Genomic DNA, 20,775 nt, shown 5'->3' with positions numbered 1-20,775 from the left:
AGGTAGACATCCCGGCCTCTTGACGGAATGTTATCGATAACATAGCCTCCTCCTATCGAAGCTTTGGGAGGAGCAGGATGGACGACGAAAAGCTGCTCGCATTTTCCGACATCACCAAGGAATTTGGCGGAACGCGAGCCCTGTCGAACGTGTCGCTCTACTTGCAGCGCGGCGAAATCCTCGCGCTTCTCGGGGAAAACGGCGCGGGTAAATCGACGCTCATCAAGACATTGGCTGGCATCTACAAGCCGGATGGCGGGCAGATCCTGTTTCGCGGCAAACCCTATCATCACCGCCCGCCACAACCCAATCAACGCCAACCGGTCGCCTTCATCCATCAGGATCTCGGACTGATCGAATGGATGACGGTGGGCGAGAATGTCGGGCTCGCGCAGGGCTATTCCCTGCGCGGTAAATTGATCGACTGGCGCGCCACGGAGCGACGTACCGCCGAGGCACTGAAGCTCGTCGGCTGCGATTTCGATCCGTCGACCCGCGTACAGGAGCTGACCCGCACCGAGAAGTCGCTGGTCGCAATCGCTCGGGCGCTTGCCGTCGAAGCCGACGTGCTGGTGCTTGACGAACCTACGGCCAGCCTGCCCGCCGACGAGGTCGAGAAACTCTTTGCCGCCATCCGCCCGCTGAAAGAGCGCGGCGTGGCTATGATCTATGTGTCTCATCGCCTCGACGAGATCTTCCGTATCGCCGACCGCGTTGCCGTCTTACGTGACGGTCAGCTGGTCGGCCAGAAGCCAGTCTCCGAGACAACACCGGATGAACTCATCCGCATGATCGTCGGGCGCAAGGCGGACCAGCTTTTCGTCAAGGCAGAAAGAAGCGCTGGCCCCGCCATCGTTTCCGTAAAAGAGCTTTCCTGCCGCGGCGCGGGACCCGTGTCCTTCGATATCCGAAAGGGCGAATTGCTTGGTCTCGTCGGCTTGCGCGGCGCCGGCCAAGAACTGATCGGACGCACCCTCTTCGGCTGCGAGCCGTCGCAGGGCAGCGTTCGCTTGAATGGGGCAATACCCGATCTTTCCAGCACAGTCGCAGCGATGGCTTCAGGCATCGGGCTGATCGCCCGCGATCGGACCGAAGAGTCCGTCGCCATGTCGCTCAGCCTGCGTGAAAATACGTTCCTCAATCCGGGCGCCTCCGGACGAAGCCTGTTTTCGTTCCTGTCGCCACGCCGCGAAGCCGAAGCCGCCTATTCTCTCGGCAGCCGCGTCGGCCTCAGACCCAATGACCAGAGCCTTACTATCGAAGCCCTATCCGGCGGTAATCAGCAGAAGGTCGTCGTCGGACGATGGCTGGCGACGGGCCGCAAATTGCTGATCGCCGAAGATCCGACCGCCGGCGTCGATGTCGGCGCCAAGGCCGACATCTATCGGCTGATCGCCGAGGCGGTCGAGGCAGGCCTTGCCGTGCTCGTCGTCTCCACGGATTTCGAGGAAATCGCTCACATCTGCCATCGTGCCCTGGTGTTTTCGCGCGGGAGGATCGTGCGCGAACTCAGCGGTGCCGACCTGACAACACCGGCGGTCATCGCCGCCGCATCAGCATCCGAAGCGGCCTGAACCGGAGGAGAACACCATGCAATCGATCGAATCCAACGCGCTCGAGCCAACCCGCGCCGAGCTTTCGGCCATGAGCTTCGGCCAGAAGATCCAGCGCCTGCTGCCTGTCTATGGCCTCGTCATCCTGACGGTCTTCCTGATCCTGCTCTTCTCCATTCTGCTGCCGCAGACGTTCCCGACGATGCTCAACCTGCGTTCGATCGTTTCCGACAAGACGATCATCGCCATCCTGTCGCTGGCGGCCATGATCCCGATGGCGGCTGGCCGCATCGACCTGACGATCGGCTATGGCATCGTCCTCTGGCACGTGCTGGCGATCAGCCTTCAGACGATGTTCGGGCTGCCTTGGCCGGTTGCCGTCCTGATCGTCATCGCGCTTGGCGCGCTGACTGGCTTTCTCAACGGCCTGCTGGTAGAAATCGCCAAGATCGACAGCTTCATAGCAACGCTCGGCACGGGCACGGTCCTCTACGCCATCGCGCTCTGGCATACAGGCGGACGGCAGGTGGTGGGCATGCTGCCGCAAGGGTTTTATGCGCTGAACGGCACCATGGTCTTCGGCCTGCCGATCACCGGCATCTATGTTCTGGCACTTGCCTTCGTCATGTGGATCGTCCTCGAATATCTGCCGATCGGCCGCTACATCTATGCGATCGGCGCCAATCCGAAGGCTGCCGCGCTCAACGGCATTCCCGTCCGCCGCTTCGTCATTGGCGCCTTCGTCACATCGGGCACGCTTGCCGCCATCGCCGGCGTCCTGCTTGCCTCCAAGCTGCGTATCGGCCAGGCAAGCGTCGGGCTCGAATATCTGCTGCCCGCGCTGGTCGGTGCGTTCCTTGGCTCGACAACGATCAAACCCGGCCGCGTCAATGTCTGGGGCACGATGATCGGCGTCATCATCCTGGCGGTCGGTATCGCCGGCATCCAGCAGTTCGGCGGCTCCTTCTATGTCGAGCCTCTGTTCAACGGCGTCACATTGCTGGTTGCCATCGGCATTGCCGGCTACGCGCAGCGCCGCCGCAGCCATGCCGGACGCATGGCGCCGGCCCAGGCACCGCAACTTTCCGCCAAGACGGCGGAGAAATGAAAATCATCCGAAGTTCGAATGTCCAAAGGGAGGAGAAGACATGAACCGTAGACAATTCCTGCAGGCCACGACGGCGATCCTGGTGCTATGCGCCGGCCAGGCCTATGCCGACCCGTTGGCGGATGCGAAGGCCGTCGTCGAGAAATATGCGACACCGGTGACCAAATGGGACGGACCGACCACCGGCCCGAAGGCACAGGCCGGCAAGACCATCGTCGTGCTAGCGGGCGACCTGAAGAATGGCGGCATTCTCGGCGTCAGCAACGGTGTCGAGGAAGCAGCAAAGGCGATCGGCTGGGAGGTGAAGGTTCTTGATGGCGCCGGTTCCATCGGCGGACGCACGGCAGCTTTCGGTCAGGCTATAGCCCTGCAGCCTGCCGGCATCATCATCGATGGCTTCGATGCCGTCGAACAGGCGCCGGCACTGGAACAGGCAAAGGCCGCCAAGATCCCGTTGGTCGCCTGGCATGCCGGCCCGACCATCGGCCCGGACGACAAGAACGGTCTTTTTGCCAATGTCAGCACCGACGCCATGGAAGTCTCGAAAGCCGCTGCCGATTGGGCCTTCGTCGATGCCAAAGGCAAGCCGGGCGTCATTATCTTCACCGATTCCACCTATGCGATCGCCATCGCCAAGGCGGACAAGATGAAGCAGGAGATCGAGCGGCTGGGTGGCAAGGTGCTCGAATATGTCGATACGCCGATTGCCGAGACATCGCAGCGCATGCCGCAGCTGACCACCTCGCTGCTGCAGAAATACGGTGACAGCTGGACGCATTCGCTTGCGATCAACGACCTCTATTTCGATTTCATGGGTCCTTCGCTTGCGTCGGCCGGCAAGGGCGGCACCGATGCGCCCATCAACGTCGCAGCCGGCGACGGCTCGCAATCGGCCTATGAACGCATCCGCGCCGGCCAGTTCCAGAAGGTTACGGTGGCCGAACCCCTTAATCTCCAGGGCTGGCAACTGGTCGATGAACTCAATCGCGCTTTCGCCGGCGAAAAATGGTCTGGGTACCTGTCACCGCTGCATGTCGTGACGGCAGATAATATCCAATCCGACGGTGGTCCGAAGAACACCTTCGATCCGGACAACGGTTACAAGGACGAGTATAAGAAGATCTGGGGTAAGTGATCTCAGTCAAAAGAGGTGGCGCGGCGGCGAGCCGCGCTGCTTTCGCCAGACAGGTTAAACTTGGCGGCTGCTGTCCCGCGCAATCAGTTGCGGTAAAATCCTGACATCGGAAACCGGCTGCGTGCCTTCGATAATATCCAAAATCAATTGCGCGGTCCGCTCGCCAATTTCACGCGCGAAGGCGTTGATCGTCGTCAAGGTCGGCACGCAGACCTCGCCAATCTCATAATTGCCAAAACCGCCGATGGAAAAGCGCTCAGGCACGGGAATTCCTAGCCGACGACATTCGGTAAGCGCACCATAGGCGGCAAGATCCGAGACGCAGACGACGGCTTCCGTATCGGGATAGAGCTCGATCAGCTTCGCCATGGCATTGGCGCCTTCCCGCATCGAGATCGGCGGCGATCCGGCTGCGATCAATCTCGATGCATCAAGGCCATGTGCCTGCATGGCAGCGACGAAGCCGAGCCGGCGTTCGCTGCCGCGCGAATCTCGCTGGACATCGCCGCCAATGAAGGCGATGCGGCGACAGCCGAGTGCGACGAAATGATCGACCATATCGCGCATGACGGCTCGGTTGGAAAAGCCGACATAGTGGCCGATCGGATCGGTCGGGATATCCCAGGTTTCGATCACCGGGATTGCCACGGTCTGAAGGAGTTTCCGCGCACGCTCCGTGTGAGTGCCGCCGGTTACGACGATCGCCTGCGGCTTGCGGCGAAGCAGCTGCTCGATCAGCCGCTCCTCCTCCTCGACATTGTAGTTCGTGTAGCCAAGCAGGATTTGCATGTCCCGCTTGGACAAAGTATCCGAGAGGCCGCCGACCGTATCGGCGAAGTTGGCATTGTTGATGGAGGGAATGGTAACGGCGACGAAGCCTGACTTTTGCGAACGAAGGTTGGACGCTGTGCTGTCGAAGACATAGCCCAGCTCTTCCGCCGTTCGCAGGATCGCTTCGCGCGTCTCCGGACTGACCAGGCTATCGGCCTTGAAGGCACGCGACACGGTCATGGGAGAAACTCCCATGACGCGGGCTATGTCGGCCATGGTCGGCGTTTTGCGATCGTTACTCATCAATGGCCCATGTTATCGTTACCATCAGAGTAATATGCCTCTTCCCAGGATGGCAAGAGACCATCCAAGATGTCCCGCCAAACGAGCACGGAGCCTTGCTGCCCGCGCCGGAAACGTCGTGCGAAAGCGGTCTACAGCTGGAACTCATGTGCCAGCGTCACATGATGATGGATGCGTCCTTCGAAAAAGCGTGAGAGAACCGCTTCCGTCGCTGCACGCGCCTCGGTGCGCACCGGGCTCGCAAGAGCCTTCTCCACGGCGGCCATGTCCGGATAGTTCACGGCTAAAATCATCGGAAACTCCGGGGCGCCTTCATCGCGCGCCTCGGCAAAGGTAACCCGCACGTCGAGAGCACCTGGAAACTGCTTCCACTTCGGCAGGATGGTTTCCATGACGGCCGTCCGAAACGCCTCTGCCTCTCCTTCCCTGACCTTGCCTTCGAATAATGCGTATCGGGTAATCATCCAGCAATCTCCTTGTTCGGCCCCTTGAAGAATTCCATCAGTGCCGCCTGATCTTCGCCACCTAGCCCGGAAGCCGTCAGCATGCGGTGTATCTCGGCACAGACGGCCGTCAGCGGCATGGCGGTATTGGTCCTGCGGGCCAGATCCTGAGCGCCGTTCAGATCCTTGACCATATTGTCGATCCGTCCGGTGCGGCGGTAATCCTTGGCGACGTAGCGCGGCATATATTCCTGCAGGATGGCGCTGTCGGCCCGCCCGCCCTTCAGCGCCTGCGGGATTTTCGCGGCATCGACGCCGGCGTCGAGCGCCAGTTGCGTCGCTTCCGCGACCGCAAGGAAATTCAACGCACAAAGAACCTGATTGATGAGCTTCGTGGTCTGACCCGCCCCGACAGGCCCCATATGCGTATAGTTCGAGGCCACATGGCGCAGGACTTGATGCGCATCCGCGACATCCTGCTCGCTGCCGCCAGCCATCAGCGTCAATTGTCCGATCAGGGCCTTTGGCGCTCCACCGGACAGCGGACTGTCCACCCAGCGCAGCCCCTTTTCCGCAGCCTCTGCGGCAAGAGCCTTTGTCGCATCGGGGTCGATCGACGACATGTCGATAATCAGCGTTCCCGGCTTGGCACCGGCAGCAACACCTTCGAGCCCGAATACCGCGGCATGGACGATCTTCGGCGAATTGAGGCTGAGGACGACGAAATCGGAAACGGCAGCGGCTGCCGCTGCACTCGGGGCTGCCGTGGCGCCTTTTGCGGTCAACACCGCAACCTTCTCCTTGTCGAGATCGAAAACAGTCAGCTGATTGCCGGTTTCCGCCAGGCGGGCGCCGATCGCTCCGCCCATAGCGCCGGCGCCGATCAGCGCCACCTTGTTGCTCATGATTGCGTCTCCTCCAATGCAATTAAGATGGCCGCCACGACTTGATCCAGCGGCTGATCGATATCGACGGTGATCGCCTGCTCGTCGGCGCCCGGCAGCTCGAGGGTTGCAAATTGACTGTCGAGCAATGCCGGCGGCATGAAATGATCCCGTCTTGCCTGCATGCGTCGAAGAATGGTCTGCCTCGTTCCGGCAAGGTGAACGAAGCAAACCGGCGCGTCGACAACCTCGCGAATCCGGTCGCGATAGATGCGCTTCAGCGCCGAACATCCGATCAGCGTCGTATCCTGCGCCAAAGCCAGGTATTGACCGACTTTGTCGAGCCACGGCCAGCGATCGGCGTCGGTCAACGGTATGCCGGCACTCATCTTGGCGACATTGGCGGACGGATGAAGATCATCACCATCGGCATAGATGCCTCTAAGGCGAGCGGCCAGCGCCGACCCGACCGACGACTTGCCGCAACCGCTGACGCCCATGATGACGAAGCGGCGCGGCAGAGCGCCATCAGAGCGATGCCGTGATGCCGCCGTCGACATAGAGCACATGACCGTTGACGAAGGAGGAGGCATCGGAAGCAAGGAAGATGCAGGCACCGACCAGTTCTTCGACACGGCCCCAGCGGCCGGCCGGCGTGCGCTTTTCGAGCCATGCGGAAAAGTCTGCATCGGCAACGAGGGCCGCATTCAATGGCGTATCGAAATAGCCCGGGGCAATGGCGTTGCATTGCAGCCCATACTTCGCCCAATCCGTTGCCATGCCCTTGGTGAGATTGCCGACGGCACCCTTGGTTGCCGTGTATGGCGCAATCGAGGGCCGCGCCAGTGCCGTTTGTACGCTGGCGATATTGATGATCTTTCCTGCGCCGCGCTTGATCATGTGCCGGGCGACGGCCTGGCCGACATTGAAGACGCTCGATATATTCGTCCGGAGCAGCCGCTCGAAGGCATCGGCAGGAAAATCCTCAAGCGGCGTGCGAAACTGCATGCCGGCATTGTTGACGAGAATGTCGATCGCGCCGATCTCCCCCTCAAAGGCATCGACGGCCTGACGCGTAGCCTCATGGTCAGTGGCGTCGAAGGCCAGCTGATACGCCTTGCTGTCGAAGCTTTCAGCCGCCGTGGCGAGCTTTTCCTTGTCACGCCCATTGAGCACCAACTCGGCGCCGGCGGCCGCCAAACCTTTTGCGAGGGCAAGCCCGATACCTTGGGAAGAACCCGTCACCAGGGCGCGCCGTCCCTTCAGATCAAAAAGACCAGCAGACATTATTTCCTCCGTTTTTATCTCGACAATGGCCGTTTCCCTTGTTTATGTTATCGATAACATTTGATGTCAAGGGAGGACATACAAGATGAGCAAGCCACCAATCCTGCAGATTGGCCCCTACCCGCAATGGGATCAAGAGCCGCTCGACGCAGCCTTTCAGGTTCATCGCTATTTCGACGCCGCTGACAAGGACAGATTACTCGCCGAGGTCGGACCATCGATCAGAGGCATTGCTACACGCGGCGAACTCGGCGCCAACCGTGCCATGATCGAAGCCTGCCCCAAACTGGAAGTCATTTCGGTCTATGGCGTCGGCTTCGATGCCGTCGACCTGCAGGCCTGCCGCGAGCGCGGCATTCGCGTCACCAACACCCCTGACGTCCTGACCAATGATGTCGCGGATCTGGGAATTGCGATGATGCTCTGCCTTTCGCGCGGCATGATCGGGGCAGAGACATGGGTGCGTGACGGCAGTTGGGCGCAAAAAGGGCTTTATCCCCTCAAGCGCCGCGTCTGGGGACGGCGTGCCGGCGTGCTCGGTCTTGGCCGCATCGGCTTTGAGGTCTCCAAGCGCCTGAAGGGCTTCGACATGCAAATTGCCTATTCGGACGTCGAGGCGAAATCTTACGCGTCCGACATGACCTTTGTCGCCGATCCGGTCGAGCTCGCGACACAATCGGATTTCCTGTTCGTCACGCTCGCCGCGTCGGCGGCGACGCGGCATATTGTCGGTCATAAGGTGATCGAGGCGCTCGGCCCGGAAGGCATGTTGATCAACATTTCCCGCGCGTCCAATATAGACGAAGACGCCCTACTCGATGCGTTGGAGACCGGCAAGCTCGGATCGGCAGCGCTCGACGTCTTTGAAGGCGAGCCAAAGCTCAATCCGCGCTTCCTGGCACTCGACAATGTGCTGCTGCAGCCCCACCATGCCTCCGGCACGGTCGAGACGCGCAAGGCCATGGGTCAACTGGTGCGCGACAATCTCGCCGCTCATTTCGCCGGCCAGGCGCTGCCCACACCCGTTCTTTGAGGAGGAAGATATGAAGGCCATCATCGCCCACGCCGCCAAGGATGTGCGGATCGAGGATTATCCTGAGGAAGAACCGGGTGCAGGAGAAGTGAAGCTGAGGCTTGCAACCGGCGGCGTCTGCGGCAGCGACCTGCATTATTATCATCACGGCGGTTTCGGCACTGTTCGCCTGAAGGAACCGATGATCCTCGGGCATGAAGTCAGCGCGACCGTGACCGCGCTCGGCCCGGGCGTGCAGGGGCTCGACATCGGCCAACTCGTTGCCGTTTCCCCCTCCCGCCCCTGTCGCACCTGCCGCTATTGCCTGCAGGGATTGCCCAATCAATGCCTCAACATGCGCTTCTATGGCAGCGCCATGCCCTTCCCGCACATACAGGGCGCATTCCGTGAAACGCTCGTCGCCGATGCCATCCAATGCGTGCCGGCCGATGATCTGACGCCGGGTGAAGCGGCCATGGCGGAACCTTTGGCCGTGACCTTGCATGCCACGCGGCGCGCCGGCGAGCTTCTCGGCAAACGCGTTCTCGTGACCGGCTGCGGTCCGATCGGCGTCCTCTCGATCCTGGCCGCACGCCGCGCCGGTGCCGTCGAGATCGTCGCGACCGATCTTTCGGATTTCACCTTGTCGCTTGCCAGGCAAGCAGGCGCCGACAGGGTCATTAACACGAAGGACGAACCTGAAGCGCTTGCCCCCTATTCCTCCGACAAGGGCACGTTCGATGTGCTCTATGAATGCTCGGGCGCGGCGGCAGCCCTCGCCGGTGGCATTGCGGCACTGAGACCGCGAGGAATCATCGTACAGCTTGGGATCGGCGGCGACATGAGCCTGCCGATGCTGGCGATTACGGCCAAGGAGTTGGAACTGCGTGGCTCTTTCCGCTTTCATGAAGAGTTTGCGGTTGGCGTCGATCTGATGCGCAAGCGCCTTATCGATGTGCGGCCGCTCATCACCCACACAGTACCGCTTGCCGATGCGATCAGTGCTTTCGAGATCGCGTCGGATCGAAGCCAGGCCATGAAGGCGCAGATCGCCTTCAACTGAGCGAAAGCGGCGCGAAATCCACTCGGTTGAAGCTGATGAGGGGGTTCGCGCCCGTTCAGTCTAGGTCGGCGCCGATCGCTTTGAGCGCGGCGCGGGCAACCTGTTCGTCCTGCTCGCCGGAACCCGAACCGACGCCGATGCCGCCGAGAAGCGCGCCGCCGACGCGGATCGGCAAACCGCCGCGCAACCCCGTCATCCCGCCGTCGGTGGCGATTGCCAGCGGCACTCGTGCATGGTCCGGCAGCGAATGGCTGGGAGCGCCGATGGAGGCAGCCGTCTGTGCTTTAGCACCGGCGCTTTTCAGCGACTGAAAGCGCGAACCGCGCATGCGGAAGCAGCCGAGCGTCACGCCGGATTGATCGACGATGACGATGCATTGCGGCTGGCCCATCGCGGTCGCAGCTGAAATGGCGGCATTCAACAAGGTCATCACACCTTCGTCACTCAAGACGCTCGACGTCAGAACGTGGCTCATGCACTATCCTCCTCATTGCGGACTCATCGAGATATGTTATCGATAACAGATCAACGCACGATCTAGCATTACGGGAGGTATTGTCACAATGTCGTTCTTCGAAATCATCGACCCGGCCTTTGGGAAATTTGTTCTTGGCAATGCTCCCGTCAAGCAGATCGCCACCGGTTTCGACTGGGTGGAAGGCCCTGTCTGGTTCGGAGATCTGAATTGCCTGCTCTTTTCGGATATTCCCAACAACCGCATCATGCGCTGGATACCGGGGCTCGGCACCAGCGTCTTTCGCGAACCTTCGAATTTTTCGAACGGCCATACACGTGACCGGCATGGCCGGCTCGTCAGCTGTGAACATGGCGCCAGGCGTGTCACGCGCACCGAATATGACGGCTCCATCACGGTGATCGCAGATCGCTACCAGGGCAAGCACCTGAATTCACCCAATGATGTGATCGTCGCCTCGGACGGTGCGATCTGGTTTACCGATCCGCATTACGGCATCGCGACGGATTACGAGGGATATAAGAGCGATCAGGAGCTGCCGTGCAATGTCTACCGGGTCGATTCAACGGGGTCGATGCAGGCCGTACTGACGGATTTCAATTGCCCGAACGGGCTTGCCTTCAATCCTGACGAGACGAAGCTTTATGTCGCTGATACCGGTCGCATGCATAGCAACGATCCGCAACATATCCGGGTCTTCAACGTCGGCCAAAACTGGCAGCTCTCCGGCGGCGAGGTATTTCATGCGATTTCGCCGGGCTGTGCTGACGGGATGCGCTTCGACAGCGACGGCAATCTCTGGTCTTCGGCGGCCGACGGCGTGCATTGCATCGCGCCCGACGGCCATCTCATGGGCAAGATCCTGGTACCGGAAACAGTGTCCAATCTCTGCTTCGGCGGTCGCGGCAAGCACAAGCTTTTCATGACGGCGACGACAAGCGTCTACGCGATCTCCTTGAACCGAAGCGGCGCACTGTGACAGCGGCGCAAAGGCGTCGGGCGAAATGAGGCGACCCTAAATCATGCCTAGGACCATCCTGCCCTGAAATCTGAGGTGACGGCAAAGCACTCGTCACGGAGCGATTGCCGTGTCGGGCCGGAACAGACGATCTCAGCGTAAATCGGCCTGCGGCCTGGAGCACGAAGCGGCATGCGTGATCGGCGCCATATTGGCGGACAAGGCACGCTCCTGCCGGCGCGCGGCATCCTGCAGCAGGCTTGCCATTCCAGTCACGGAAATGCGATCCGCGCGCATGACCTGGCGGATCAGCGGATCTTTGAGAACTTCGGCGATCGTCAAGTCCCTTTGGGTCATGGTTACCTCCTGTTCGTTGGAGCAGAAGATAAGCCGCTTTGTTAGCAGTGCGATGTCAGAACCCGGACAAAAACAAGGCATTTCGTTCGATTTTGTTACAGAATAATTGCAAAACCCAAAGCGGTACATATTCCAAAATTACAATAGAACCCTAGTTGACCGTTGGGAGAGGTTGATTTCCTTGAAATCGGCCGAACTGGGAGGGGCCGCCTGCTCCGCGAGGATGCAACGTTTTGGAATATCCAAGCCATAATTTTGCAACTTTTGCGCTTATCATCACGCGCTTCAGGGGGATTTTAAGATTAACTATCGACGATTGGCCGTGCTATGTATTCCTCAGATCAGACCACAGAAGATGAGCGTCTCATCTACCATGCAGATCTTCTCAGCCAGCTTTCAAATCCCAAACGCCTTGAGGTCTGTATTCATCTGTCCGGCCATGAGGAGGATGTAAATAGCCTGGCCAAGAAGCTTGGAATATCGCAATCAGCGCTCAGCCAGCACCTGACCCGCTTGCATCATTCCGGCATCGTAAAAGTGCGTCGTCAGGCGCAGTATAGATACTATACCTGCGATCATCCGGCCGTGTTGCAGATCCTCAAGACACTTGCGGGAATTTTCGATGCTGAACTCAAAGAGCACGGCAGTCGCGAGGAGAAATCGTAACGTAGCACCGATACGGCTCTGCTGGTTGCCCTTCAAAAATGTAAATTGCGAACGGGCCAGGCAGAATGTGGCCCGTTCGCAATCGATCAAACGCCGCGCCTGTTTCCCCAGATGATCACGTGCAGTTGCGGCAGCACCCTCGCCTCGAACCATCGATCATTGCTGACCTTTTCCACGAGCCACCGCATCCGCTCGACGATGCCGTCAATATCGACAATGGCATCTTCTGCATCGGCTGGCGGCGGCGTGTGATTGCCGGGTTGCAGATAGACGGGCAATTGAGGATAGCGAGCAGCCGCGTCTCGCGCATATTCATAGTCGAGATCATCGAATATGACGATCTTCAAGGCGATCTGCGGTCCGTCGCCTGCCATGCGCAGACAGTCGTCGAAGGCGATCCAGTCCGTCGCCATGCCGCTCGATGGAGGCTTCGGGCTCAGCACGAGCACATCGAGTTCGGCGAACCATTCCCTGGCCAAGCTCCCTTGAGTCTCCAGCGCGAAGCGATATCCCTCCGCATGGCCCCACGCAATCAGCGGGCCGAGCGGTTGGATCGCAGGATTGCCGCCGGAGAGCGAGATGGTCAGCGATTTGCCGCCTGAAAGTCGCGTTACCTCCTGCCAGATCTCATCGACCGACATCGGCCGCCATTGATCGCGATAGTCACTATCGACGGCATGCAGCGTATCGCACCAGGAGCAGCGATAATCGCAGCCGCCGGTGCGCACGAAGATCGTCGGAAGGCCGATCAGGATGCCCTCGCCTTGGATCGTCGGCCCGAAGATCTCGCTGACGCGAATGGGCGCTTCGCTCATGGCCGGTATTCCGCCCAGGTCTTCGACGTTTCGCTGACTCGCACGGCAGATGTCTGCGGCAAGCGCTCCTTGCACCAGTCATAGAAATGCTTGGCGAGATACTCCGAGGTCACCCGGTCATGTCCAAAGACATCATTGAGATGGCGATGATCGAACGCTTCGTCGATATAGCGCTTCAGCGGCTGCAGCTCATGATAATCTCGCACGAACCCGTGCTCGTCCAGTTCGCCGGCCGAAAGCTCCACAACGACGATATAATTGTGCCCGTGCAGGCGCGCACACTGGTGATTGGCAGGAAGATGCGAGAGCTGATGCGAGGCGGAGAAATGAAACTCCTTGGTGATGCGATACATCACTTCACCTCCTCAGCCGAAAAGCCCGATGTCGCGGCAACCCAGAAATCGGCATCGTCATATTCCGTGGGATCTGCGATACCAGCGAGATGGAAGGCTTCGCGCCGCTCCACACAGGTGCCGCAGCGGCCGCAATGGCGCTCTCCGCCCTTGTAACAGGACCAAGTCTCGGCAAAGGGCGTTTCATGTCGGGCACCGTCGGCAACGATATCCGCCTTGGAGATCGTCACATAAGGCGCGTAGAGCGAAACGCTGGCATAGCCCTCAAGCGCGTGGTTCTGCATCTGCTGGAAGGCGTCGATGAACCCCGGACGACAGTCGGGATAGATGAAATGATCCCCGCCATGAACCGCAACGGCGACGGCATCCGCCTTCTGCGCCGCCGCAAGCCCGAACGCGATCGCCAGCATGATCGCGTTACGGTTCGGTACGACCGTCGCCTTCATGGTTTCCTCGGCATAGTGCCCGTCCGGCACCTCGACATCATCTGTCAGAGCCGATCCGGTCAGATGCCGGCCGATGGCGGTGATGTCGATGATCTCATGCGGCACGCCGAGACGCTTGGCGCAGGCGCCCGCAAATTCCAGCTCCTTGCGGTGCCTCTGGCCGTAATCGAAGGAGACGAGGCCGATAAGCTGATGTTCGGCTGCGACCTTATGGGCGAGCGAAACGGAGTCCAATCCGCCGGAGCAGATCACGATAGTCTTCATAATTCAGGATCCCTTGTTTTGACCGGGTGGGCTGCGACCGGATTTCATGGCTTTTCAAAGCCACGGCGGGGTCTCTAGCAGCAGAAACTGGAGGAAACAAGGCAATCGTTCATTTCATCGCAACGCGCTGTCAGCTGCCCTGCGCGTTGCGATGGCTGTGATGTCTTTAGCTGACGCCTGCAAACTTTCCCGAGATGTTGAGATCCGGATAGTAACCTACAGGCTTGCCGCCGACAGTCTGGCCGCCGGTCAGGCTGCCCTGGATCTCCGGCCCGAAGAAGGAATAAGGGAAGGTCGATGGCAGGGCACTCACATCGTCGAGGCGTCGGCGCAGTTCGTGCGGTATCGTGAATTCCAGCGCGCCGAGATTATCCTTTAGCTGCTCCAGTTTCGTCGCGCCGACGATGATCGAGGCAATGCCGGGCTGCGTCATCGCCCAGTTGACCGCTACCTGTGCCATGCTGCGGCCAAGCTCGCCCGCCACCTTTTCCAACTCGGCAACGATTGCCCAGTTCCGCTCGTTGAACTTCTGAAACCCGGGATTGGTCGTGCCCCGCACGGTTTCGAGCCGTCCGGCTGTCTCTCCCTGGCTGCTGGGGCGATATTTGCCGCTGAGCAGACCGCTCGCAAGCGGGCTCCAGGCCATGATGCCGGCGCCGTAACGCGTCGCGAACGGTACGAATTCATTCTCGATATTGCGCTCGGCCAGGGAATATTCGAGCTGAAGTGCCGAGATCGGCTCATAACCGCGATATTCGGCAATGGCCTGGGCGCGGCTCGCATACCAGGCCGGAACATCGGACAGACCGACATGTCGCACCTTGCCCGAGCGCACTAGGTCGTCAAAGGTACGCATCACCTCTTCGGGTGGCGTCAGGCGATCCCAGCAATGCATGAGGTAGAGGTCGATATAATCCGTGTTGAGCCGCTTCAACGACCCTTCGACCGCCCGCAGGATATTCTTGCGGCCATTGCCGGCCGCATTCGGCGTCTGGGCCGCAAGGTTCATGGTGAATTTGCTCGCAATGACGGCATCGTCGCGCAAGCCGCGCTCCGCAATGAACTCGCCCAGCCAGGTCTCCGACGTACCACCGGTATAGGCATCGGCAGTATCGAAGAAATTGCCGCCGGCATCGACATAGGCATTGAAGATGGCCCGCGCCGCTTCCTTGTCGGCGCCCCATCCCCATTCCGTGCCGAAGGTCATGGTTCCAAGCGCAAGCCGCGTCACCTTCAGTCCGCTATTGCCCAGCGTGTAAAATTCCATGCTCATCGCTATTCTCCTCTGTGGCACACCAAACCAGCTCGATGATCGAAAGCGGTCGGCCGCAATTCGGTGCTTATAGCTTCGCTGCTTTTCGTCCGTTCGATAAGGTCATTTAATTTGCATTCATTATGCGATATGGCTCAGTAATGGATCGCGATCTGCTCACACACTTGCCTATCGTCGCCGCCGTCGCGCGCCGCGGTGGATTTGCCGCCGCTGCCAGCGAACTGGGCATGAGCCCATCGGCCGTAAGCCATGCCGTTCGGCTGGTGGAAGAAAGACTTGGACAGCCGCTCTTCGCGCGGACGACCCGCAGTGTTGCGCTAACGGAGGCCGGAAAAAGCCTGCTCGGAACGATTAATCCAGCGCTGCAGGACATTCACGATCGTATGGAGCGCATCAAGGCGGCCAAGGGAAAGCCGAGCGGCCTGCTGCGCATCAATGCCTCCCGCATCAGCCTGCCGCTTGCGATAACCCGCGTCATCAGGGCCATGGCGGAACGCTATCCGGAGGTCGAGATCGAGATATTCTCCGATGAGCGGTTGACCGATATCATTTCCGAGGGTTTCGATGCCGGCATCCGCGTCGGCGAGATGATCGCTCAGGATATGGTGGCGGTCCGCCTGACCCCGCCTTTCCGCGCGATCGTGGTCGCATCCCCCGATTATATCGGACGGTTCGGGCGGCCGAAGACGCTGGCGGATCTCGCAGGTCACAAATGCATCGGTTATCGCCTTATCCGCTCCGGCGGCCTTTACCAATGGGAATTCATTGAAGACGGGCGCGATGTCGCCGTGACCGTCAGCGGCCAGGCGATCGTCACAGAATCGCATTCAGCCGTCGAACTCGCCCTGGCCGGCGTGGGATTGGCTTATGTCTTCGAGCCGCTCGTGCAGGCAGAGATCGCATCCGGCAAACTTATTCAGGTCCTAGGCGGCTATGCGGTGACCGAAGCAGGCCTTTTCCTCTATTTTCCGCGTCGCGCCGAGCTGGCACCGAAGCTCAGGGCTTTCATCGAAACGATACGGCAGATCAATCGCGAGGCGACCACCGGCTAGGAGCAAGCTCCATTGACTGCGAGCGGTACGCTCATGAATGGTCAAATTGCGCGGGGCCGGTCCCAAACGCGCAGGAAACAGAACGCCCGTCGCTATTCGAAATAAATCGAGATTGCCGTCTGCCGTAACTCCCGGCAGTCATAGCGAAACGCTTCTCCAGCGAGGAGTTCGGAAGTGCTGCGGCATCCGCCATCAGCCTCCGGTCCAAAAGATCGATAAGCGCCAAGAGGAGGAGGAAGCAATGCAGGAAATCGCAGCAAAGAAGGCGCCGAGCCCGATCGACGTCGAAGTCGGCAAACGTATCCGCGCGCAACGGCGCCTGCTGGGCATGAGCCAATCGGCCCTCGCCGAGAAGCTGGACCTTACCTTCCAGCAGGTCCAGAAATATGAAAAAGGCGTCAACCGCGTCGGCGCAAGTCGTCTGCAACGTGTTGCTGATAGCCTCGGCGTCCCGATATCGCACTTCTTCGATAATGCAGCCTTTGACAATCCTGTTCCAACCGACGCGCCGCGCAACGACCTCGTCGGCTTTCTTTCGTCCGAAGAGGGCGTGGAGCTCAATCGGGCCTTCACGAAAATCAAGGATGCCAGGACGCGCCAGAAGATCGTGGGCCTTCTCAAATCCCTGGCCTTCGCCTAGCCTTCCCCGTCGAGCCGGCGCCTGCTCGGCCTCGGCGTCAACTTGTAATGCGCGGCGTGCGAATGACCTTGAGGAACAGAGCGTTCATCGCGTCTGAGATGCCTTGCGTCGGACTCACCTCGAAATAGAGGCCAGGTGAGGCGCACGTCTGCAAGTTGGTGCCGATTTGCGATTGGAACGGCGCGATCCACTGGTTGTACCAGCCGTTTGTCGGCAAGGGAAAATAGGTCGTATAGAGGATAGCGATCTTGATGTTCTGGTTCTTCAACGGCTGACAGAAGGCGGTGGCGAGCGGCTCCTGGCAACGCCCGCCGGTGGTCGGCTTGGTGCAGGTGTTGGGCTTATAGCTGTCGCCGACGCCGTCAGTAACAAGAAAGAGAACCTTCTGACGATCGGAACTGGTTTTTCCGCTGCCGCCCGTACCGATGATCGGCGCGAGTTGCGTCAACATCGTATCGAAACTCGTATCCTGGTCGCTGTTGTCGTTCTGTCCATGAACAGACATCAGGTCCACATTCTTGCTGATGGCATCGCTGACCTGCGCCATATCGGATGATAGCGGGGATACGTTGGTCAAGCCAATTGTCGAGGTATCTTTACCGAATGTATAGACGGCCATCCTGTACTGATCGGATGTCACCCGGTTCGTCTTGGCAGTATCCGTAAGCGACTGTGTCGCCAGCCCGACGACGCCAATGCGGGTCTGGACGCCAAGGCTCTTTGCAAGTTCGTAGTAATTGTTTTTATTGCTGCTGTCGTGGCACGCAAAGGCACATTTGTCCGACGTGTTTGCCACCATTTTATTAATATCGGTTATGGTAGCACCGATCCCCATGGATGGCGTGTTGTCCAGCAGCATGTAGAAATCCATGAAGGTCGCCGTCTGATACTGTGCAGATGCCGAGCCACTGACGGGAATGGATGTTTTTCCGATAATCTGGCTCAACGTCGTCGGTACGTTCGCCGAAAAATTGACCGTCGATGAGACGACATTTCCCGTGCGGATTACCCCGGCGCTGACGTTGACCGGTATGTTCTGAATATCGCTGGACGCCTGGCCGTAGAAGAGCTTGTTGGCATCACTTTGACCGATCGTGACGGTGCCGTCGCTTGTCATGGCCATGGCAGCCGCAACCGCCGGCGACGAATCCGCGATTGCGCCGACCGCGGCCGCATCGGCAGCATTCTGCAACTCCGTCCGCACGAGCATCGCATTGGTGATATCGAGCGCCAGTCCCCCAGCCGCGATCAACGGAACGGCGACCAATGCCGTTGTGATCCCGAAATTGCCCGACCGATCCAGAAACAGCTGTCCCGAGAGCTTGCGCACGGCATAAAGGGACTTCAGATAAATCGTAAATCTCTTCACAAGCAAACCTTCTACATTATAAGTTGCGGCGTCGAAACATTCGCTAAAATGAAAGTATTATTACTTTCAAATATACTTATTTATATTATATTCGAGAGATATTTAGATTCTCATAAGGGAGAGTTTCTCAATTATACTTCCAATATTCAGGGGAAATTTACCAAGAATCCGTAACATATCTGTGCATAGCGCAAATGGCGGATGGTAATCGAACGCGATGAACTCCCCGTCCGAAACGAAAAAGATGCGCAAAATCCAATACTTCGTAAAGAAGATATACAGCGGGCATAAAGCCGGAGGTTGCAGAAATTGCAATTTCACGCAAAGTATCTTTACTTGATTTTCAGTGTTTACCCGTGAAAGCAGCAGTGTCGATATCAGGCGCAGCTGACCGCATTGGAAACTGCCACTCACCCTGATGGCTATTGTTGGGATCTTTGCGTGCGCGTTCTTTCCTGCATCTTCACGGAGCACAATCTGTGGCTCGTTCTCCTGGCGGCGCTCGTCTGTGTCAGCGGCGGATGGATCACCCTCAACCTGCTCCAACGAGCCGAAAAGACGCGCGAACTTCAACGTGGCGGTTGGATTTTTCTGACCGCCGTGGCTGCCGGGTCGTCGATCTGGTGCACGCATTTCATAGCCATGCTGGCCTATGAAGTCGGAGCGCCGGTCACCTTCGATCCCATCCTGACGATGGCCTCGTTTCTTTTGGCCGTTATCGGCTGTGCCGGCGGGTTTACGATCGCCCTATCGCGCCTGCCGCGCATCGCACCGGAATTCGGCGGAGCCGTCGTCGGCCTTGCCATCACCAGCATGCACTATACCGGTATGCTGGCCTACCACGTCGATGGCATCGTTGAGTGGAACCAGGGTTATGTTGCCGCTTCTGTTGCCCTTTCGGTGATTTTTGCAGCCCTTGCACTCAATCAAGCCGTGCGCCGACCTTGGCAGCTCTCCCCGATCGCCGGCCTCCCTCTCTTCGTCATCGCCGTGGTCTTGCTTCACTTTACCGCAATGACGGCGGTATCGGTCACGCCGCTTACAACTGGCGCTGCGATCGCGGACACTTACGCCCTGAAAGCCATGGCGGTTGCCGTAGCCGGCGGCGGATTGCTGATCATCGGTACAGGCGTGGCAAGCTACATGATCGACGAGCGGGCCTCGCGCGAATCCATCGAGAAGCTTCAGCATATGGCACTCAACGACCTGCTGACGGGCCTACCCAACCGCAGCAGCTTCGCCGACCATCTGCAGCGCGAGATCGGTCATGCCAAGGAAGACGGCGTAAAACTCGCGGTCATCGGCATCGACCTCGATCGCTTCAAGGAAATCAACGACCTGCGAGGACACAAGGCTGGCGACCAGGCACTGAAGGCAATCGGACGCCGCCTGCTGCGCCTCGTCCGGGACGGCGAGTTCGTTGCCCGTGTCGGCGGTGACGAGTTTGCTGCCGCCAAGCGCTTCAGCGAGCAGAGCGAACTTCTGGATTTCGTGGCCCGGCTGGAGAAGGTCCTGTTCGAGCCCATCCGCATCGATGATTTCGAGACGGCGACAGGGGCCAGCATCGGTGTTGCCATCTGTCCCGACGATGACGTCGACCAGGAGCGCCTCGTCAGCAACGCCGATCTCGCCATGTATCGCGCCAAGGCAGACATCGGCCGCGCCGTCTGCTTCTATGAATCCAAGATGGATGAAGCTGCCCGCGCCCGTCATACGCTGGCGCAAGATCTGCGCCGCGCTGTCGAATTGGATCAGCTCGACTTGCACTATCAGGTACAGACGTCAGTTCGCACAGGGCAGATTTGTGGTTACGAAGTCCTCCTCCGCTGGCATCATCCGGAGCGTGGTGCGGTGCCGCCTTCGGAATTCATTCCGATCGCAGAAGAAAGCGGCACGATCCTCGTCATTGGCGAATGGGTTTTGCGCACGGCCTGCAAGGAGGCGGCATCATGGGAACAGCCCTACAAGATCGCCGTCAACCTCTCGCCTGTACAGTTTGCTCATGCGGATCTCGCTAAGCTCGTTCATACGATCCTTCTCGAAACCGGCCTTGCGCCATCGCGGCTGGAACTTGAAATTACCGAATCCACAATCATTGCCGATAAAACTCGGACCTTGCATGTCCTGCGGCAGATCCGGGCTCTCGGCGTGACCGTCGCCATCGATGATTTCGGCACCGGATATTCCTCGCTCGATACGTTGCGATCCTTCCCCTTTGACAAGATCAAGCTCGATCGTTCCTTCATGAACGAGGTGGATCACAGCATTCAGGCAAAAGCGATCGTTCGCGCCGTACTGACGCTCGGCAAGAGCCTGGATATCCCTGTTCTGGCGGAAGGCGTCGAGACCAACCATCAGCTCGAAATCCTGCGCGTTGAAGGCTGCGACGAGGCGCAAGGCTTCTTCCTCGGCCGGCCAAAGCCCGTCGGGCAGATCTTCCAGATGGAAGCATCGGCAGAGGACGACGAGGCGTCGGCATTTTCCGGCCGGTTGCCGCCGCATCGCATGCGGCGTCGCTAGCAGATCCAGACGCGGTAGCGAGATAGCC

The 20,775-nt window shown here is 59.3% G+C and carries 22 protein-coding genes; 10 read left to right on the top strand and 12 right to left on the bottom strand.

Annotated features, from left to right (window positions below; all coding sequences use genetic code 11):
• Nucleotides 1–77: 77 nt before the first annotated feature.
• From FHT73_RS26785 to FHT73_RS26775, 3 genes are read left to right on the top strand one after another with little or no spacing between them, the layout of a single operon-like run.
• Nucleotides 78–1,574: a sugar ABC transporter ATP-binding protein gene (locus tag FHT73_RS26785; RefSeq protein WP_183716027.1), complete on the top strand. Its 1,497-nt coding sequence runs from the start codon at nt 78–80 to the stop codon at nt 1,572–1,574.
• 16 nt (nt 1,575–1,590) lie between these two features.
• Nucleotides 1,591–2,661, top strand: coding sequence for an ABC transporter permease (locus FHT73_RS26780; protein WP_112337614.1), 1,071 nt, complete (start codon nt 1,591–1,593; stop codon nt 2,659–2,661).
• A gap of 40 nt (nt 2,662–2,701) precedes the next feature.
• Nucleotides 2,702–3,796: a substrate-binding domain-containing protein gene (locus tag FHT73_RS26775; protein WP_112610634.1), complete on the top strand. Its 1,095-nt coding sequence runs from the start codon at nt 2,702–2,704 to the stop codon at nt 3,794–3,796.
• Between the two features lie 54 nt (nt 3,797–3,850).
• Here FHT73_RS26775 and FHT73_RS26770 read toward each other — a convergent pair whose 3' ends face one another.
• The 5 genes from FHT73_RS26770 to FHT73_RS26750 form a co-directional block, all read right to left on the bottom strand.
• A complete protein-coding gene (locus FHT73_RS26770; protein ID WP_112610632.1) occupies nt 3,851–4,870 on the bottom strand; it encodes a LacI family DNA-binding transcriptional regulator in 1,020 nt (339 codons plus the stop codon).
• Nucleotides 4,871–5,001: 131 nt separating this feature from the next.
• Complete coding sequence (locus tag FHT73_RS26765) at nt 5,002–5,334, bottom strand: hypothetical protein (RefSeq protein ID WP_004120191.1); 333 nt, start codon at nt 5,332–5,334, stop codon at nt 5,002–5,004.
• Nucleotides 5,331–6,218, bottom strand: a complete 888-nt coding sequence (locus FHT73_RS26760; RefSeq protein WP_183716025.1) for an NAD(P)-dependent oxidoreductase — start codon at nt 6,216–6,218, stop codon at nt 5,331–5,333. The genes FHT73_RS26765 and FHT73_RS26760 overlap by 4 nt, the downstream gene beginning before the upstream one ends.
• Nucleotides 6,215–6,757 (bottom strand): gluconokinase, encoded by a 543-nt coding sequence (locus FHT73_RS26755; RefSeq protein ID WP_183716023.1) that lies wholly within the window; start codon nt 6,755–6,757, stop codon nt 6,215–6,217. Before FHT73_RS26755 ends, FHT73_RS26760 begins: the two co-directional genes overlap by 4 nt.
• On the bottom strand, nt 6,726–7,484 hold the full coding sequence (locus FHT73_RS26750) for an SDR family oxidoreductase (RefSeq protein ID WP_183716022.1): 759 nt from the start codon (nt 7,482–7,484) through the stop codon (nt 6,726–6,728). Before FHT73_RS26750 ends, FHT73_RS26755 begins: the two co-directional genes overlap by 32 nt.
• Nucleotides 7,485–7,569: 85 nt before the next feature.
• Between FHT73_RS26750 and FHT73_RS26745 the strand changes: the two genes are divergently transcribed.
• Together FHT73_RS26745 and FHT73_RS26740 are read left to right on the top strand one after the other, a co-directional pair.
• Nucleotides 7,570–8,517, top strand: a complete 948-nt coding sequence (locus FHT73_RS26745) for a 2-hydroxyacid dehydrogenase (RefSeq protein WP_183716020.1) — start codon at nt 7,570–7,572, stop codon at nt 8,515–8,517.
• Nucleotides 8,518–8,527: 10 nt separating this feature from the next.
• Nucleotides 8,528–9,559, top strand: a complete 1,032-nt coding sequence (locus tag FHT73_RS26740; RefSeq protein WP_183716018.1) for an L-idonate 5-dehydrogenase — start codon at nt 8,528–8,530, stop codon at nt 9,557–9,559.
• Nucleotides 9,560–9,614: 55 nt separating this feature from the next.
• Here FHT73_RS26740 and FHT73_RS26735 read toward each other — a convergent pair whose 3' ends face one another.
• On the bottom strand, nt 9,615–10,034 hold the full coding sequence (locus FHT73_RS26735; RefSeq protein ID WP_112610620.1) for a heme-binding protein: 420 nt from the start codon (nt 10,032–10,034) through the stop codon (nt 9,615–9,617).
• A gap of 88 nt (nt 10,035–10,122) precedes the next feature.
• Here FHT73_RS26735 and FHT73_RS26730 point away from each other — a divergent pair, with 88 nt between their 5' ends.
• The gene (locus FHT73_RS26730) at nt 10,123–11,013 is read left to right on the top strand and encodes an SMP-30/gluconolactonase/LRE family protein (protein ID WP_183716016.1); all 891 of its coding nucleotides are present in this window, start codon (nt 10,123–10,125) and stop codon (nt 11,011–11,013) included.
• Nucleotides 11,014–11,145: 132 nt separating this feature from the next.
• Here FHT73_RS26730 and FHT73_RS26725 read toward each other — a convergent pair whose 3' ends face one another.
• Nucleotides 11,146–11,349 (bottom strand): hypothetical protein, encoded by a 204-nt coding sequence (locus tag FHT73_RS26725; protein WP_112337625.1) that lies wholly within the window; start codon nt 11,347–11,349, stop codon nt 11,146–11,148.
• 327 nt (nt 11,350–11,676) lie between these two features.
• Between FHT73_RS26725 and FHT73_RS26720 the strand changes: the two genes are divergently transcribed.
• The gene (locus tag FHT73_RS26720; RefSeq protein WP_183716014.1) at nt 11,677–12,015 is read left to right on the top strand and encodes a metalloregulator ArsR/SmtB family transcription factor; all 339 of its coding nucleotides are present in this window, start codon (nt 11,677–11,679) and stop codon (nt 12,013–12,015) included.
• An 86-nt stretch (nt 12,016–12,101) separates the two neighbouring features.
• On the opposite strand, the gene queE is transcribed toward FHT73_RS26720, so the two are convergent.
• The 4 genes from queE to FHT73_RS26700 all read right to left on the bottom strand — a co-directional run bounded on the left by queE (nt 12,102) and on the right by FHT73_RS26700 (nt 15,166).
• Nucleotides 12,102–12,830, bottom strand: a complete 729-nt coding sequence (gene queE / locus FHT73_RS26715) for a 7-carboxy-7-deazaguanine synthase QueE (protein ID WP_183716012.1) — start codon at nt 12,828–12,830, stop codon at nt 12,102–12,104.
• Nucleotides 12,827–13,183, bottom strand: coding sequence for a 6-carboxytetrahydropterin synthase QueD (gene queD, locus FHT73_RS26710; RefSeq protein ID WP_183716010.1), 357 nt, complete (start codon nt 13,181–13,183; stop codon nt 12,827–12,829). The genes queE and queD overlap by 4 nt, the downstream gene beginning before the upstream one ends.
• Nucleotides 13,183–13,893, bottom strand: a complete 711-nt coding sequence (gene queC / locus FHT73_RS26705) for a 7-cyano-7-deazaguanine synthase QueC (RefSeq protein WP_112413262.1) — start codon at nt 13,891–13,893, stop codon at nt 13,183–13,185. The genes queD and queC overlap by 1 nt, the downstream gene beginning before the upstream one ends.
• A 166-nt stretch (nt 13,894–14,059) precedes the next feature.
• Nucleotides 14,060–15,166, bottom strand: coding sequence for an aldo/keto reductase (locus FHT73_RS26700; protein ID WP_183716007.1), 1,107 nt, complete (start codon nt 15,164–15,166; stop codon nt 14,060–14,062).
• A gap of 140 nt (nt 15,167–15,306) precedes the next feature.
• Here FHT73_RS26700 and FHT73_RS26695 point away from each other — a divergent pair, with 140 nt between their 5' ends.
• Together FHT73_RS26695 and FHT73_RS26690 are read left to right on the top strand one after the other, a co-directional pair.
• The gene (locus FHT73_RS26695) at nt 15,307–16,218 is read left to right on the top strand and encodes a LysR family transcriptional regulator (RefSeq protein WP_183716005.1); all 912 of its coding nucleotides are present in this window, start codon (nt 15,307–15,309) and stop codon (nt 16,216–16,218) included.
• Nucleotides 16,219–16,459: 241 nt separating this feature from the next.
• A complete protein-coding gene (locus FHT73_RS26690; RefSeq protein WP_112413265.1) occupies nt 16,460–16,858 on the top strand; it encodes a helix-turn-helix transcriptional regulator in 399 nt (132 codons plus the stop codon).
• 37 nt (nt 16,859–16,895) lie between these two features.
• Here the strand turns inward: FHT73_RS26690 and FHT73_RS26685 are convergent, their stop codons facing one another.
• The gene (locus FHT73_RS26685) at nt 16,896–18,188 is read right to left on the bottom strand and encodes a TadE/TadG family type IV pilus assembly protein (protein WP_183716045.1); all 1,293 of its coding nucleotides are present in this window, start codon (nt 18,186–18,188) and stop codon (nt 16,896–16,898) included.
• 480 nt (nt 18,189–18,668) lie between these two features.
• Between FHT73_RS26685 and FHT73_RS26680 the strand changes: the two genes are divergently transcribed.
• Nucleotides 18,669–20,747, top strand: coding sequence for a bifunctional diguanylate cyclase/phosphodiesterase (locus FHT73_RS26680; protein WP_183716003.1), 2,079 nt, complete (start codon nt 18,669–18,671; stop codon nt 20,745–20,747).
• The last annotated feature ends 28 nt before the right edge of the window (nt 20,748–20,775 follow it).

This window comes from Rhizobium sp. BK098, from assembly GCF_014193155.1.
Lineage (GTDB): Bacteria > Pseudomonadota > Alphaproteobacteria > Rhizobiales > Rhizobiaceae > Rhizobium.
Note: the sequence above shows the minus strand (reverse complement) of the source record. Positions and strands in the feature narration are given on the sequence as shown.